This is a genomic window from Paludibacterium purpuratum (assembly GCF_004363805.1).
GTDB classification, from domain to species: Bacteria; Pseudomonadota; Gammaproteobacteria; order Burkholderiales; family Chromobacteriaceae; genus Paludibacterium; species Paludibacterium purpuratum.
Genome location: NZ_SNZP01000002.1, coordinates 393,751 through 409,053 on the forward strand (window position 1 = coordinate 393,751; position 15,303 = coordinate 409,053).

The window sequence follows — 15,303 nt, forward strand, 5'->3', positions numbered from 1 at the left end:
AAGCCACCGCGCCGATGTTCGTCGAACGGTCGACAACACAAGAAAGCCCGCAGGTTCAATTGCGGGCTTTTTTCGATTTCAGCCCCACCCAGCGTTGCCTCACAGCCTTTATGCCAATAGCACCGATTCGCGACTGACGGCCGAACGGCGTACAATTCAACTCTCCATAAATCTTGAATAGCATCATGATTGCAATTGTCGACGCATATCGCTCAGGTCTTCTCAAGAAGAATCATTGGCTTCCCAACCTCATCGCCGGCCTGATCGTCGGCGTGGTGGCATTGCCGTTGGCCATGGCTTTTGCCATCGCTTCCGGCGCAAAACCCGAACAAGGCATCTACACCTCGATTATCGCCGGGATCTGCGTTTCGCTTTTCGGCGGTAGCCGGCTGCAGATCGCGGGCCCGACCGGCGCTTTTATCGTCATTCTGTCGGGCATCACGGCGAAGTATGGTATTTCGGGGCTGCAGACCGCGACGCTGATGGCGGGCATCATCTTGATCCTGTTTGGCGTGACGCGCATGGGATCGGTCATCAAATTCATCCCCGATCCGGTCATCGTCGGCTTCACGGCGGGGATCGCCGTGATCATCTGGGTCGGGCAGTGGCAGGATTTCTTCGGGCTACCGGCGGTGAGCGGCCAACATTTCCACACCAAGCTCTGGCATCTACTCGAAACCCTACCGCAGTTGCACCCCACGACAACTGCGTTATCGATCCTGTCGCTACTGCTGGTCGTCTTCACCTCGCGCATCCCCGGGCTCAAAAAACTACCTGGCCCATTGGTCGCCCTGGTGGTCGCAAGCGTGCTGGAAGGCTACTTCCACTTCCAAGGGGTCAAGACCATCGGCACCGCATTCGGCGGCATTCCGCAGCGACTCCCTTCGCTGCAACTGCCTGACTTGAACGTCGGCCACATCGTCGAACTGGTCGGCCCCGCCTTTACCATCGCGATGCTGGGCGCGATCGAGTCGCTGCTTTCCGCCGTCGTCGCGGACGGCATGGCCGGAACCAAACATGACTCAAACAAGGAATTGATCGGCCAAGGCATTGCCAATATCGCCGCGCCCATCTTCGGCGGCTTCGCGGCCACAGGCGCCGTGGCGCGCACCGCGACCAATATCCGCAATGGCGGCACCAGCCCGATGTCCGGCATCATCCATTCGCTGACGCTGGTGCTGGTACTGTTGCTGCTCGCGCCGTTGGCCGTGAATGTGCCGCTGGCCGTTCTGGCCGCCATTTTGTTCGTGGTCTGCTGGAACATGAGCGAGGCCCGCCACTTCATCCAGATGGTCAAGCGCGCGCCCCGCGCCGACGTGGCCATCCTGTTAGTGACGTTTGGCTTGACCGTTTTCACCGACTTGGTGATCGCGGTGAACATCGGCGTGATTCTTGCCATCTTGCATTTCATGCGTCGGATGGCGGCGAACGTCGAGGTCAGACAAGCCACAGAGGATGATTTGGCGCACGAACTGGCGGAAATCGGCCAGACGTCATTGCCGAAGGACGTGCTGGTTTTCACCATCGAAGGGCCGTTCTTCTTCGGCGCGATCGAAAACCTGGAACGTTCGCTGGCCAGCACGCACACCGACCCGCGCAAACTGATCATCCGGTTGCGCTGGGTACCCTTCATCGACATCACCGGCATCCAGGCGCTCGAAGAGGCCATCCAGGATCTGCAGGCACGCAAGGTCGAGGTCATGTTGACCGAAGCGAACGACCGGGTGGCCTCCAAACTGGAGAAAGCCGGCATTGTGGACTTGGTTGGTGCTGGCAACATGCACACCAGCCTGGCCGGCGCCTTGGTGCAAAACAGCCGATAGCCCGCCGTCGCACCCATCCCCCGACAAGGCCCGAACCGTATTCGGGCCTTGCGTTTTTTGCCGCCCCGGCCATTTTAAAAAACGACAAGAAGATTATTCAAAACCAAGATCGATTATCAAACAAATCGCTTGCTGACAAGATGACTACCCGTTCACCAAGCAAAGGACTACTCGATCATGGCAACGTTAGCCATTACCCTTCCCCGCCGTGTGCCGCTCTTGACCTTGGCGCTTCTTGGCCTGGCGCAGGCAGCGCCCTTGCCGGTACCCAAACATCTGGCGGCCGGCAGCGATGTCGCCGCCGCCCAGCCGGTCATCCAGGCTGCGTTACGTTATGCCGCGTTTTGGAATAGCGGCGAAGAGCGCGATGCCCGGCAGGCACTGGCCGACGATTTTATCGACCGCACCCTACCGGAAGGCCGCCCGCAAGGACTAGCCGGCCCGTTGCAGGCCTCGAAAAACTTCCGCCAAGCCGTACCCGATCTTCGCGCCGAGGTCGAAGATCTGGTGGTCGCCGGCGACCGCATCAGCGTGCATCTGCACTTCCGCGGTCACTTCACCGGCAAAATGGGCAACGTGGCCGGCCACGGCCAGCCGGTGGACTTCCAGGCATTCGACCTTTACCGGGTCGAAAATGGCCGCATCGCCGAGAACTGGCACCTGGAAGACAACCTGACGCTGCTGCGGCAACTCGGCCTGATCAAATCCTGAGCGACATGCTATCGCGCGCGGGTCGGCGCGCGCCATATCCGCATAGTGCGCGCCAGGGTACGTATCAGCAGCCAACCGATAAAAAGATTGGCGCCGACGAACACCGGCAACGCCAACACACGCGCTGACGTCACGCCGGCGGCGGCTAGCTTGAGGCCGCACACCGTGGTGGCCGCCACGCCGAAGGTATAAGCCCAGTAGGAAGCGGCGAATGGCTGCTCGCCGAGCCAGTTGCGCAGGCGCACGCCAAGCAGCAGCTGGAACAGCCCGTAGCCCCATAGCATCAACAGCCAATGGTCGGTCGAACCCGGCGCCAGCATTAGCCAGGCCATGGCGCAAACCACCGGGGGTGCGAATTGGATGCCGATCAGCGGGCGTTGAGCCGCTTGCATACCGCCCGGACGCCACAGGCGCTGAATGATCAGCGACTCGATCGCCAACCAGGAAAACACGCCGGCACCGAGAAACAGCCACCCCCAGTCGGCACACCCCAAACCACCCAGCGCGGCCGCGCTGGTAAAATTACCGGCCACGGTCGGCAAGTACAGGCTGGGCGTGGTATCCGTCGCCTCGCGGCCGCCCTGCCATGACAACCCGGTGTGCCACAACGCAAAGACCAGGTGCCAAGCGAGTCCAGCGGCGGCCAGCATCCAAGCCAATCCTCGCGAGTAAGGCAACACCGCCAACGACACCAGCAGTGTCGATACCCCCAATAGTGCCGGCGTACTACCCTGCACTGGATGCGCAAACTCGCGCCGGGCGATATCGGGCCGGCGCCACGCTTGGCCCAGATAGCCCAGCAGCAGCCCTGCCCAGATCCCCCCCGCCAACAACAGCACGCTTTCGCCGATCGCCGGCGGCAGTTGCCAGAGTTTGGCGGCAATGCGCCACGCCTGACCGAGGCCGGACAATCCCAGCACCATGCCGAAATACGATGCGGAAATTGAAGTGGAAAGAACCCGTTTCATACAGCCCCCAAAGATGAGGGCGCAGGCTAGCAGATCGTCGGCCGCAGCGCCATGCTCCGGTCGAACTACACAGACAGGCCACGGCCGAGAACGAACTCATGCAGATGAGCGATACGTTCGGCCCCTTCAACCACTGTTGACATGCATCAAATAGCCATACTAGTAGCATGGCTATTGTATCGACATGGCCATGCCATACGAATATCGTCTCAACAAAAAATGACAATGGGGAGATAAAAATGTCGCTAATTCAGCAACTTCTGTCTGACGATGTTGGCATTCTGAGTTTGATCACTATCGTGGTCGCAGCCGTGGTGGTCGCCGTTTGTGCCGTCCTCTTCATCCGCAAATCCAAGGCGCCGGATCCGAAATAAACCCGGCACCGGCCAAGGCAACCCCCTGGCCGGCTCGCGCCGCCTCAACGCGCGGCTTGCAAAATCTGCCGCACCAAGGCCGGAACGACTTCACCGCGCTCCCCAAGCTGTGTCATACCATGCGCCTGCAGCTGAGCGACGACGGCATCGATCGCCTCATCGCCCAAGCCATAGGCCGAAAGGCGTGTCGGCAGCCCCATGCGCTCGAAGAAATCGCGCGTCAGTTCGATGGCCTGCTCGATACGAGCCTCCTCATCCCCCTCGCGCAGCTGCCAAACGCGCTCGGCATACTGCAACAGCTTGGCGCGCTTGCCGGCACGTCGAAGCATCAGACTGGCCGGCAACACCAGCGCCAAGGTTCGCGCATGGTCGATGCCGTACAGCACGGTCAGCTCGTGGCCGATCATGTGCGTCGACCAATCGTGCGTTACGCCGGCACCGACGACGCCGTTGAGCGCCATGGTGGCAACCCACATCAAATTGGCGCGCACATCATAATCGCGCGGCTTGTCCTGCACCTGCGGCCCCAATTCGATCAAGGACTGCATTAGCCCTTCGGCAAAACGCTCTTGCGCCAGCGCGGCATCCGCCACGGTCAGATACTGCTCGGCAACGTGCACGAACGCATCGACCACGCCGTTGGCGACCTGGCGCTCGGGCACGGTATAGGTTTTCTGCGGATCGAGAATAGAAAAGCGTGGGAACAATAGCGGGTGGCGGAACGGCAGCTTGGATTGGCTGGCGACATGGGTCACCACGCCGCTGCAATTCATTTCAGAACCGGTGGCGGCCAGCGTCAGTACCGCGCCGAGCGGCAATGCCTGCGTCACGGCGGCCCCCCGCGTGCGCAGAATCTCCAGGGCATCGCCGTCATGACAGGCCGCGGCCGCGATAAACTTGCCGCCATCGATGACCGAACCGCCACCGACCGCCAGCAGGAAATCCAAGCGATGCTCGCGCACTTTATTCACGGCTTGCAGCAGCGTTTCGACGTGCGGATTGGGCTCGATGCCACCGAACTCCATGAAAGTATGGCGCGACAGTGCGGAACGCACCTCGGCGAGCGTGCCGGTCTTTTCGGCACTTGCGCCGCCATAGAGCACCAGCACCCGAGCGTCGGCCGGCACCAGCGAGGACAGTTGGCCAATGGTATCGCGCCCGAACACGATGCGCGTCGGGTTGTAGTAGGTAAAGTTGAGCATAAAGACTCCAGCAGGAACGGCTCCGGATCGCCCTGCGACCGCAGGCAAACGGAAACCACGAGGTTGGACAAATGATACGCCACAATTAGACCGGTCGTCTACATGACGCGTTTAATTCGCCGCCAAGCTGGCAACGACGGAGCCCCATTGCGCCCGTCAAAAGAAAACCCCGGCGCATTGCACCGGGGATTCGTCGAATCGAAGAGTTACTTGGCCGCCGAAGCCGCAGCGCCGCCGACGCTCTCCAGCACGGTCCACTTACCGCCGACCACCTTGTACACGGTAATACCGCCGATCTTCAGATCGCCCTTGCTGTCGTAGCCCAGATGCGGCGTGGTGACGGCATCGGTGTAGTCGATCGAGGCCAGCACCGGCAAGTACTTGGCCGGATCGGCAGAATCGGCCTTCTGCATGGCGGCGATCATCACGCGGGTCGCATCGTAGCCATACGGCGAGTAGGTGGCCACGTCTTCCTTGAAGCGCGCTTGGTAGCGGGAAGCATAATCCTTACCCTTGGGCATCTGCTCCAGCGGCAATCCCGCCAGCGAGGCCAGCGTGCCCTCGGCCTCCTTGCCGGCGACCTTGAGGAAGTCCGGAGTCTTGGTCATTTCGCCCGATACCAGCGGCGCGTTGAGGCCCAAGCGCTTCATCTGCTTGGCCATCGGCGCCGACTGCGCATCCGCGCCGCCGTAGTAGACGATATCCGGATGCATGCCCTTGATCGCCGTCAGGATCGCGGCGAAGTCGGTGGACTTGTCGGTGGTGTACTCACGCTTGATCACCTTGCCGCCGGCGCCTTCGACCGCCTTGGAGAATTCATCGGCCAGGCCCTGGCCGTAGGCGGTACGGTCGTCAATGATGGCGATGTTCTTGGCGCCGAGCTTCTTGACCACATATTCACCCATCACGCTGCCTTGCTGCGTGTCGGAGGTCATCGAACGGAAGGTCGTCTTGAAGCCTTGCGAGGTGAAAGCCGGCGCGGTGGCCATGGCGATTTGCGGAATACCGGCATCGGAATACAGCTTGGACGCAGGGATCGAGGTGCCGGAGTTGAAGTGGCCGATCACGCCGCTGACTTTTTCGTCGATCAACTTCTGCGCCACTTCGGTGGCGGTCTTCGGGTCGGCCTGGTCATCCATGGACTCCAACTCGAACTTGACCGGCTTGCCGCCTAGCGTCGGGTGGCTGGCATTGGCATCTTCGATCGCCAGGGTAACGCCGTTCTTATACTCGGCGCCGTAGTGAGCCTGCGGGCCGGTCAACGGCGCCACGAAGCCCAGTTTCACCACGGCGGAGCCCCCATCGGCGGCTGCACCGGAAGCACCGGCCTGGTCGGCGGCGGTATCGTCTTTCTTACCGCAGGCGCTCATGGTCAGCGCCACTGCCACGGCAAGGGAGACTGCAGTCAGTTTGCTAGCTTGCATCGTTCGTCCTTCTCGTTATGTTTTGATCCGCACGGCTTTCGAGAGCGTACGGTTTCCCCCAGGTCGCCAAGGAGTAGCCCATTATTTCAATGACCTACGCCAATAGCAACTACTACGCTTCCATACTCATTAAGCTGGCATTGCCGCCCGCCGCAGTGGTATTGATGCACAAGGCACGTTCCACCACTAGGCGATGCCATTCGTAGCCATCCGCACCGGCCTCGATCAGCGGCACGATGGCGCCGTCGCGGCCGGCCAAAGTGCGGCGTGCGGAGTCGGCGACGCTGGCCGGCCCGGCAAACAACACCGCATCCAAGGCTGGCACCGACAGCGGCATGTCGTCGGTATCGACCCAACCGGGCATCAACGCGCACAGCTGATCGTTTTCCGGACTATGCGGTAGCAATACACGGTTATCGCAAGCGAGTGCCGCGATCATCTGACGCAACAGCTCGCCGCGCTCCGGTGCCAGGCAAGCCACCACGCCACGCGGCGCGAAGCGCAGCGAGTTCTTCTCGCCGGTCGGTCCCGGCAAATCCACTTGAGCCAACAACGGACTGGCCACACGGGCGCAGGTGACTTGTTCGCGCACCCGTGCCAACTCGCCCTCGGACAAGCCCCAGTGCGACATGGCGCCGGACAGCGCCACCAAGCCAGGCAGGCGGGCGTCGCGGTGAACCAGATCCAGCGCCGGGCGCCAAGCGGCGCGAGTCAACCGATACAGATAGAACGGCCCGCCGGCCTTGGGACCGGTGCCGGATTTGCCCTCGCCGCCGAACGGCTGCACCCCGACCACGGCACCGACGATATTGCGATTGACGTAGACATTGCCCGCCTTGACGCTGTCGGCCACCACTTGGATGGTCTCGTCGATACGGCTATGCACGCCGTGCGTCAGGCCGTAGCCAGAGCGATTGACTTCGGCCAGCACCTGATCGAGTTGGTCGGCGGCGAAACGGCGCACATGCAGCACGGGGCCGAAAACTTCACGCGTGAGTTGCGTCAGAGAGTCGAGCTCGATCAGCGTCGGCGCGACGAAATGGCCATTGCCCGCGTCGGCCGGCAACGGCCCCTGGTGGACGGCGCGCGCCTCGCCGCGCATGCGTTCGATGTGCGCCAAGAGGCCTGCGCGCGCCTCCTGATCGATCACCGGGCCGACGTCGGTGGCGAGCCGAGCCGGATCGCCCACCACCAGTTCGTCCATGGCACCGCGAATCATGGCCAGAATTTTGTCTGCCACATCGTGCTGCAAATACAACACACGCAGCGCGGAACACCGTTGGCCTGCAGAGTCGAAGGCCGATGCCAACACATCGGCCACCACCTGCTCCGGCAGCGCGGTGCTATCGACCACCATAGCGTTCTGGCCACCGGTCTCCGCCACCAAAGCCACATCGCCTCCGCGATCGGCCAACGAACGGTTGATCAATTGCGCCACTTCCGTCGAGCCGGTGAAGATCACGCCGCGCACGCGCGGGTCTTCGACCAACGCGGCACCGACCACCTCGCCCCGGCCTGGCAGGAGCTGCAACACGGCACGCGGCACACCGGCTTCGTGCAACAAGCGCACGGCCGCGGCGGCGATCAAGCTGGTTTGCTCGGCCGGTTTGGCCAGCACGGTATTGCCGGCGGCCAAGGCGGCACCGACTTCGCCGAGGAAGATCGCCAAAGGGAAATTCCAGGGGCTGATACACACAACCGGGCCAAGCGGGGCTTTGCCGTCCAACTCACGACTGGCTTGCAAGGCGTAATAGCGCAGAAAATCCACCGCCTCGCGTACTTCGGCGATAGCATTGCCGAGCGTTTTGCCGGCCTCGCGCACGGCGAGCCCCATCAAATCGACACGGTGGACTTCCAATAAGTCGGCGGCACGCAACAAGCAGGCGGCACGCTCTGCCGCCGGGGTCGCGGCCCAGCTGGCAGCCGACTCGTCGGCGAAGCCGACCGCGCGCTTTGCTTCCTCCGCACTGGCATCGACCACGGTGCCGACACATTCATTTAGATTGGCCGGATTCGGCACGCCACGTGTCGCGCCGCCGCGGTACTCGCCATCGGCCAGCAACGGACAGGCATCCCAGACACGCCGCTCGCTTTCCTGCAGCCCTTGCTGCAGGTCGGCCAGCACCAACTCGTTCGATAAGTCGAGCCCGGCGGAATTACGTCGTTCGGTACCGTAAAGCGCTGCCGGCAGAGGAATCTTGCCATGCGGCAGCCCCCCCTCCGATACCGTTTGCTCGCACGGATCGGTCACCAGATCCTCAATGGACACCGACTCGTCGACGATGCGGTTGACGAAGGAACTGTTGGCGCCATTTTCCAGCAGACGACGGACCAAGTAGGCCAGCAGGGTCTGGTGCGAGCCGACCGGCGCGTAAATGCGACAACTGCGACCCATGTTATGACTGCCGACCACCTGGTCGTACAGGGTCTCGCCCATGCCGTGCAGACATTGGAACTCGTAGTCCAGGCCGGAAGCCAGCGTGAAGACCGCCGACAAGGTGTAAGCGTTATGGGTGGCGAACTGCGGGAAGATGGCGTCTTGCGCCGCCAACAACTTCTTGGCACAGGCCAAGTAGGAGACGTCGGTGTGAACTTTGCGGGTATAGACCGGATAACCGTCCAGGCCGTCGACCTGGGCGCGCTTGATTTCGGCATCCCAGTAGGCGCCCTTGACCAGCCGCACCATGAAGCGATGACCGGTTTCCCGCGCCAGCTCGATCAGGTAATCGATGACGAATGGGCAACGCTTCTGGTAGGCCTGCACCACGATGCCGATCCCCTTGAAGCCGGCGAGATCGGGATCGCGCGCCAGGGCATCGATCAGATCAAGCGAGATTTCCAGCCGGTCCGCCTCTTCCGCATCGATGTTCAAGCCAATGTCGTACTGCTTGGCCAACAGGAACAGTGCCTTGAGCCGCGGCAACAACTCGCTCATCACCCGATGATGCTGGGCACGCGCATAGCGTGGGTGGATGGCCGACAACTTGACCGAGATGCCCGGACCTTCGTACACGCCACGGGAGGCGGCAGCCCGACCGATGGCATGGATAGCCTGTTGGTAATCGCGGTAGTAGCGTTCGGCATCCTCGGCGGTCATGGCCGCCTCGCCGAGCATGTCGTAACTGAAGCGATAGCCGCGCGCTTCGCGCTCGCGGCCATTTTCCAGCGCTTCCTCGATCGTCTCGCCGGTGACGAATTGTCGGCCGAGCATACGCATGGCCAAATCGACGCCTTTGCGTATCAACGGTTCGCCGCCTTTGGCCGCCAAACGGGTCACCGCGGCGGACAACCCTTGTTCGCTGTACGAGGAAACCAGTTTACCGGTCACCAGCAACCCCCAGGCCGCCGCGTTGACGAACAACGAGGCACTGTTGCCCAGGTGCGCACGCCAGTCGCCGCGACCGATCTTGTCGCGGATCAGCCGGTCGGCGGTGTCCTTGTCCGGAATACGCAGCAGCGCCTCGGCCAGACACATCAACGCAACGCCTTCCAGGCTGGACAAGGAGAATTCATGCATCAGCGCATCGACGCCACTGGCCTTGGTGCGCTTAGCACGTACCTCGGTCACCAGGCGCCGAGCCAGCCGCTGCGAGGCGAATACCTGCTCGCGCGTCATGGCCGCCTGGGTCAGCAAGCGTGCCACGCACTGTGCTTCGTCGACACGATAAGCTTCTGTGATGGCGTTGCGTAACGCCGATTGGGAATGGGCAAAAGGCTGGAATGGCATATGGTCTCCCCTGTACTGACACGTTGCGGTCGACATGGACCGGCACCTGGGCGCGCCACTGGCGCGCGATGCGCGTGCTTATTGATCTATAGTTTGCAGCTTCAAACTTATCATAATATACCAAGTAAATATTCTTTGTCGGACAATATAAAATATTCCATGGAATTTACCAAGGAAAACAACCCACTCGCCGAGACACTGTGGTATCGGGAAAAAATGTTGCCAACCCGATTCGCCATTGCGCGGCTTGCGCAATCCTGTGCCGCATTGCAAGATCGTTTTTTTGGAGGGATTGATAATGCAAAAGATCGTTTTCATGCTGAATGCCAGCCCTTACGGCAGCGAACGTACTTTGTCGGCACTACGCTTGGCACTGGCACTGACCGAGAGCAAGGACAAACCGCAACTTGACTTATTCCTGTTGTCCGATGCAGTGGTGACGGCCTTGAGCGGACAGGAGGTAGCCAACGGTGCAACGCTTGAAGAAATGCTGCAGGAGTTACTGGCCCAAGGCGCTTCGGTCAAGGTATGCCGCACCTGCGCCACCGCACGCGGCATCGACGAGCGGAAACTGATCCCCCATGTCGGCATCGGCACCATGCCGGAGCTGGCGGCACTGACATTGGCGGCGGACAAGGTGCTGAGCTTCTGACAGCAAAAAAAAGGCCTGCCGGGAGTGGGGCAGGCCAAAGGTAGAGATCAAACTCAAAACACAGGCATTTAGCTGGCAGATAATTTAATTTCCGATTTCACCTCCTTTACGCCGTAAACGGCACTCGCTGTATCCAAAAGTTGATTTTCGACCTGCTCGCTGGCGGCTTCGCCACGCAGAATGATCTGTCCGTTATGTGCCACGACATCGACTTCGGCGGCGCCGCTGGCGATGATGCCGGAGATGGCATCGGTTACTTGTCGCGCCAGCGTATCGTCGGCAGCCGACACGGTGGGCAAGGAAATGGGCTGAGCCAGTACGGCAGAAGCGTCCGCGGCGTACCACTCGACCGCTTGCAATTGGGTCATACCCGCGCCGCAGACAACGACCGGCACGAGCAAGCCCACGAGCAGTAAAGACATCCGACGCATGATGATCCTCCCAATACGGGTTTTCTTGCCTTCCTATACGCAACAAGCGTGCCAGCCCATATACCTCCATCAAAATCAGCAACTTATATAAGATATGTCTGATTGAAATGTCGGATTTGTCGCCTAATAGCGACAAATACCAGCCAAACATCGCTATCCATATGATTTATAAAGAAAACCCCCTGTCACCTCACGGCGACAAGGGGTTGAATGGCATGCGCAACGGTCAGTTGCGTTCTTTGAAGTTGGCGGCGTCCAGCTCGTGCCGCTGCAGCAGGCGATAAAATTCGGTCCGATTGCGATCGGCCAGACGTGCGGCATCGGCCACATTGCCGCCAGTCAAGCGCAGCAGGCGCTCAAGATAGTCGCGCTCGGTCTGGCGACGGAATTCCGCCAGCGAGGGAATGGCCACCGCCTCCTCGCTGACCGATTTTTGCACCTGCGCCAAGGTGACCACCGGGCCTGAACATAGTACGCAGCACTGCTCCACCACGTTGGCCAACTGGCGGATGTTACCCGGCCAACGCGATGCAGCGAGAAACTCCAGCGCCTCCGGCGCAAAAACCGGCTGCTGCCGACCGTAACGCTGCGCCACCTGCGTCAGGAAATACTGCGCCAGCAGCGGGATATCCTCACGCCGTTCGGACAGCGGCGGCAGCGTCAGCGTGACAACGTTGAGACGGTAGAACAGATCTTCGCGGAACTGGCCTTCGCGCATCAGCGCCTCCAGATCGCGGTGCGTCGCGGAGACAACGCGGATGTCGACCGGCCGCGAGCGGGCAGCGCCCACCGGGCGCACTTCTCGATCCTGCAACAACCGCAACAACTTGACCTGTAGCGCTAGCGGCATGTCGCCGATTTCATCGAGAAACAGCGTTCCGCCATCGGCCTCCAGCACCAGCCCCTGGTGCCGGCTTGAGGCCCCGGTAAAGGCCCCCTTCTCATGGCCGAACAATTCGCTCTCCAGCAGATTGTCCGGAATGGCACCGCAGTTGACAGCGACGAACGGCGCCTGGCTGCGCGGGCTACAGCGATGCAGTGCGCGCGCAAGCACCTCCTTGCCGCTGCCGCTCTCGCCGCGAATCAGCACACTGGCATCGGTCACGGCCACCATACGGGTCTGCGCCAAGAGTTCGGCCATCAACGGACTGCGCGAAATCACGTCCTGTTGCCAATCCTCCCCACTCGTTTCGGGCGCTGCCCCACCCGAAGCCACCATCGCCTGCTCGATCTTGGCCAACAGGTCGCGACCGTCGACGGGCTTGACCAGATAACCGAAGACACCGCGTCCGACTGCCTCGACGGCATCGGGCACCGTACCGAAAGCGGTCAGGATGATCACAGGCAAGGAAGGAAAGCGGCGGCGCACCTCCTCGAACAAGGCCAGCCCATCCATACCGGGCAAATGCCAGTCGGTCACCAATACGTCGACGCGATGCACGGCCAATACATTCAACCCAGCCTCGGCGCTGGCCACCGCTTCGACTTGGTGCCCGGAAGCTGACAGGCGCATGCTTACCAGCTTGAGCAGATCCGGATCGTCATCGACCAGCAAAATACGCGCGCTCATTGCCCGGGACTCCGTTTTCGCACCGATTTCAGCGCCATGCTCTGCTCCAGAGCCGTCAGGGCGGCGATCTTGGCATTCAAATCGTCGATACGCGCCTGCTGATCGCGGATCTGGGCGCCCAGTTTATCCGCGCGTTCATCGGCCCGCCGGCGCTCGTTAAGCTGTCGATCCAGCAGTGTCGCCAGGCCGGCAAGGCCGACATCGCGCTGTACCTCGGTCCCGTTTAGTACGCTGTCGACCAGGCTACGCGCATGGGCGAGCTCAGATTTATTGTCGGAAAACGCCAGAATCTGGGCAGCCAACTTCAGCCGGTCGGCCGCGCAGACGGCTTTGGTGCTATTGAACGCCACGCGCGAATCGCGCAGCCCGGACAAGGCCCACTCGGCATTGTGGCAAAACAGCTCAGGCATTTTTACCATCGGCGCGTTGTTGCCATGTAGGGCACAACCCGACAGCACCGATAAGGCGCCGGCACCGATCAGGCGTCGAACAAGTTTCATGATGTTTTTCCACTTTCCGGCCACCACAGTTCGAAACAGGCGCCAGGGCCCGTCCGTGCAGTCAGGGCGACATCGCCGCCCATTAATTGGGCGAAGGTGCGCGCCATGGTTAGGCCAATACCCGATCCCGCCGACTCCCCTTCTGGAGGCTTGCCGGTATAGAAGGGATCGAAAATGCGGCCGGCCTCGGCAGGACTAACGCCCGGCCCCTGGTCGACCACCTGAATAAAGATGCGGCCATCCTCGCGCCGGGCGTGCAGCGCGATCTCCCCGCCCATTGGCGAGAAGCGAATGGCATTGATCAGCAGATTGTCGAGAATCGTCTGGACTTTGTGTTCATCCCCCACCACCTGATCGATCTCCAGTGTCCGCTCGATGTGCAATTGCCGGCGCTCGATCAGGGCCAGCCAATCGTGTTCGCGTCGAGCAAGCAACGCCGTCAGCGAAAACGGCTTGAACTCGACCTGCTGCCCCAGCCAGCGGGCGACATCATGCTTGAGCAATGTTTCCACCCTGGAGCGCAGCGTCGTCACATTGCTTTGCTGTATGGCGACAATCTCTCGCTGCCCTTGGTTGAGCGTACCGGCAACCTCGTCGGCCAACAGGGCGGAAGCCTCGCTGATAGCCGCCAGCGGCGTTTTCAGCTCGTGCGACACCTGGCGGAAGAAACTCGCTTTCTCCGACTCCAGCTGCTCCAGCCGCTGATCCAGGCGCGCCAGTGCGTCAGCCAAGTCACGCACGTCACTGGGGCCGGCCACCTGCCAAGATTGTCCGCGTACACCCAGCGACAGCCGGCCGATGCGGGCACGTAGCTTTCCCAACGGCGCAAACAGCACATAACCGAGCAATAGCGCCAAAAACACGGCCAGCAATACCGACAGTAGCGCCATACGGTTGGCATCGACCCGTTGCTGCCGCAGGCTGTCGGCCCACTGCCGACGTTCGAGCAACACCTGTCGACGCAACGCCCCCTCCATCTGGGCATGGTCGCTGGCCAGCGCATCGAACTGCGCCACCACCTGCTCCGAGCGTGGCACGCTCTCTCCGGCGGTCCAGAGCATCAACTGCTGTACCCGGCGTCGGTCATCCTGCAGCAACCGAACCATGGCCGGCTCGGCAATTTGTGCCATCGTGGCGGCGGGGCCCTGAGTCTCTTCGGCGAACCCCCGGGCCAACTGCAACAGAGCAGGATCCTTTAGCAACAGCCACTGGCGCATGCTGCGTTCCAGATGCTCTTCGCGATCGGATAACGCCCGCAATGCCTCCTGCCAACGATCGACATTGCTCATGCGGGTTTCGGCTTCCTGCGCCAATTGATCGAGCCGCCACCACATACGCACCAGTGCGAGAGAAGGCAACAGCGTCACAAGCAACAAGGCACCAACCAACAGGGAACGAAAGGAAACGGGTAAACGGAACATGCAGATCCTCAGGCGCCGCCAGCGCATTCAAGACAGGATTTTACGCAAAGAAAAGCCAAGGCGGCAGTAAAAACTTGGTAAGGCCCGTGGTTATTGGCGCGGCGGCGGGTAGCGAAAAAGCAAAAAGCCCAGACCTAATGGTCTGGGCTTTTCTCAAGAGGCGTCTGGCAGTGTCCTACTTTCACACGGCGAATGCCGCACTATCATCGGCGCTAAGGCGTTTCACGGTCCTGTTCGGGATGGGAAGGCGTGGGACCACCTCGCTATGGCCGCCAGACATAAACTGTTTACAAACTGTAGAAGCCGAATTCGGTAGTGTATCGTATGCGCCCTGCATCCAGCATCGCTTCGCAATGCCAGCTGCAGATACTGAGCGAATGCACCGCATTCGCACGTAAAAGCCCTTCAAATGATAGGATCAAGCCTCACGAGCCATTAGTATCGGTTAGCTTCACGCCTCACAGCGCTTCCACACCCGACCTATCAACGTCCTGGTCTCG

At 61.2% G+C, this 15,303-nt stretch carries 12 protein-coding genes and 2 rRNA genes; 4 read left to right on the forward strand and 10 right to left on the reverse strand.

Annotated elements, in window-relative coordinates; translation table 11 throughout:
- The first annotated feature begins 185 nt into the window (after positions 1-185).
- Together DFP86_RS03950 and DFP86_RS03955 are read left to right on the forward strand one after the other, a co-directional pair.
- A complete protein-coding gene (locus tag DFP86_RS03950) occupies positions 186-1,823 on the forward strand; it encodes a SulP family inorganic anion transporter (RefSeq protein ID WP_133678698.1) in 1,638 nt (545 codons plus the stop codon).
- Between the two features lie 177 nt (positions 1,824-2,000).
- A complete protein-coding gene (locus tag DFP86_RS03955; RefSeq protein ID WP_133678699.1) occupies positions 2,001-2,534 on the forward strand; it encodes an ester cyclase in 534 nt (177 codons plus the stop codon).
- An 8-nt stretch (positions 2,535-2,542) separates the two neighbouring features.
- Here the strand turns inward: DFP86_RS03955 and tehA are convergent, their stop codons facing one another.
- Entirely contained in the window at positions 2,543-3,502 is a 960-nt protein-coding gene (tehA, locus tag DFP86_RS03960; RefSeq protein ID WP_133678700.1) for a dicarboxylate transporter/tellurite-resistance protein TehA, read from the reverse strand.
- Positions 3,503-3,741: 239 nt separating this feature from the next.
- Here tehA and DFP86_RS03965 point away from each other — a divergent pair, with 239 nt between their 5' ends.
- On the forward strand, positions 3,742-3,876 hold the full coding sequence (locus DFP86_RS03965) for a DUF3149 domain-containing protein (protein ID WP_133678701.1): 135 nt from the start codon (positions 3,742-3,744) through the stop codon (positions 3,874-3,876).
- 44 nt (positions 3,877-3,920) lie between these two features.
- Here the strand turns inward: DFP86_RS03965 and DFP86_RS03970 are convergent, their stop codons facing one another.
- From DFP86_RS03970 to putA, 3 genes are all read right to left on the reverse strand, one after another.
- Complete coding sequence (locus tag DFP86_RS03970; protein WP_133678702.1) at positions 3,921-5,078, reverse strand: iron-containing alcohol dehydrogenase; 1,158 nt, start codon at positions 5,076-5,078, stop codon at positions 3,921-3,923.
- A 206-nt stretch (positions 5,079-5,284) separates the two neighbouring features.
- Positions 5,285-6,502 carry a branched-chain amino acid ABC transporter substrate-binding protein gene (locus tag DFP86_RS03975; protein WP_133678703.1) on the reverse strand — a complete coding sequence of 406 codons (1,218 nt, stop codon included), beginning with the start codon at positions 6,500-6,502 and terminating at the stop codon, positions 5,285-5,287.
- A gap of 112 nt (positions 6,503-6,614) precedes the next feature.
- Positions 6,615-10,229, reverse strand: coding sequence for a bifunctional proline dehydrogenase/L-glutamate gamma-semialdehyde dehydrogenase PutA (putA, locus tag DFP86_RS03980; protein ID WP_243729297.1), 3,615 nt, complete (start codon positions 10,227-10,229; stop codon positions 6,615-6,617).
- Between the two features lie 298 nt (positions 10,230-10,527).
- Between putA and DFP86_RS03985 the strand changes: the two genes are divergently transcribed.
- Positions 10,528-10,881: a DsrE/DsrF/TusD sulfur relay family protein gene (locus DFP86_RS03985; protein ID WP_133678705.1), complete on the forward strand. Its 354-nt coding sequence runs from the start codon at positions 10,528-10,530 to the stop codon at positions 10,879-10,881.
- Positions 10,882-10,949: 68 nt separating this feature from the next.
- Here DFP86_RS03985 and DFP86_RS03990 read toward each other — a convergent pair whose 3' ends face one another.
- The 6 genes from DFP86_RS03990 to DFP86_RS04015 all read right to left on the reverse strand — a co-directional run.
- Positions 10,950-11,312: a BON domain-containing protein gene (locus tag DFP86_RS03990; RefSeq protein WP_133678706.1), complete on the reverse strand. Its 363-nt coding sequence runs from the start codon at positions 11,310-11,312 to the stop codon at positions 10,950-10,952.
- 226 nt (positions 11,313-11,538) lie between these two features.
- Positions 11,539-12,882, reverse strand: a complete 1,344-nt coding sequence (locus DFP86_RS03995; RefSeq protein WP_133678707.1) for a sigma 54-interacting transcriptional regulator — start codon at positions 12,880-12,882, stop codon at positions 11,539-11,541.
- Positions 12,879-13,382 carry a hypothetical protein gene (locus DFP86_RS04000; protein ID WP_133678708.1) on the reverse strand — a complete coding sequence of 168 codons (504 nt, stop codon included), beginning with the start codon at positions 13,380-13,382 and terminating at the stop codon, positions 12,879-12,881. Before DFP86_RS04000 ends, DFP86_RS03995 begins: the two co-directional genes overlap by 4 nt.
- Entirely contained in the window at positions 13,379-14,803 is a 1,425-nt protein-coding gene (locus DFP86_RS04005; RefSeq protein ID WP_166642142.1) for a sensor histidine kinase, read from the reverse strand. Before DFP86_RS04005 ends, DFP86_RS04000 begins: the two co-directional genes overlap by 4 nt.
- Positions 14,804-14,965: 162 nt before the next feature.
- Positions 14,966-15,080 (reverse strand): 5S ribosomal RNA (rrf, locus tag DFP86_RS04010).
- A gap of 137 nt (positions 15,081-15,217) precedes the next feature.
- A 23S ribosomal RNA gene (locus tag DFP86_RS04015) occupies positions 15,218-15,303 on the reverse strand; the annotation flags it as partial.

Excerpts from the sequence above, each read along its gene's own strand:
- DFP86_RS03950 (WP_133678698.1), top strand. The coding sequence starts at position 186 with ATGATTGCAATTGTCGACGCATATCGCTCAGGTCTTCTCAAGAAGAAT.
- DFP86_RS03955 (WP_133678699.1), top strand. The coding sequence starts at position 2,001 with ATGGCAACGTTAGCCATTACCCTTCCCCGCCGTGTGCCGCTCTTGACC.
- tehA (WP_133678700.1), bottom strand. The coding sequence starts at position 3,502 with ATGAAACGGGTTCTTTCCACTTCAATTTCCGCATCGTATTTCGGCATG.
- DFP86_RS03965 (WP_133678701.1), top strand. The coding sequence starts at position 3,742 with ATGTCGCTAATTCAGCAACTTCTGTCTGACGATGTTGGCATTCTGAGT.
- DFP86_RS03970 (WP_133678702.1), bottom strand. The coding sequence starts at position 5,078 with ATGCTCAACTTTACCTACTACAACCCGACGCGCATCGTGTTCGGGCGC.
- DFP86_RS03975 (WP_133678703.1), bottom strand. The coding sequence starts at position 6,502 with ATGCAAGCTAGCAAACTGACTGCAGTCTCCCTTGCCGTGGCAGTGGCG.
- putA (WP_243729297.1), bottom strand. The coding sequence starts at position 10,229 with ATGCCATTCCAGCCTTTTGCCCATTCCCAATCGGCGTTACGCAACGCC.
- DFP86_RS03985 (WP_133678705.1), top strand. The coding sequence starts at position 10,528 with ATGCAAAAGATCGTTTTCATGCTGAATGCCAGCCCTTACGGCAGCGAA.
- DFP86_RS03990 (WP_133678706.1), bottom strand. The coding sequence starts at position 11,312 with ATGCGTCGGATGTCTTTACTGCTCGTGGGCTTGCTCGTGCCGGTCGTT.
- DFP86_RS03995 (WP_133678707.1), bottom strand. The coding sequence starts at position 12,882 with ATGAGCGCGCGTATTTTGCTGGTCGATGACGATCCGGATCTGCTCAAG.
- DFP86_RS04000 (WP_133678708.1), bottom strand. The coding sequence starts at position 13,382 with ATGAAACTTGTTCGACGCCTGATCGGTGCCGGCGCCTTATCGGTGCTG.
- DFP86_RS04005 (WP_166642142.1), bottom strand. The coding sequence starts at position 14,803 with ATGTTCCGTTTACCCGTTTCCTTTCGTTCCCTGTTGGTTGGTGCCTTG.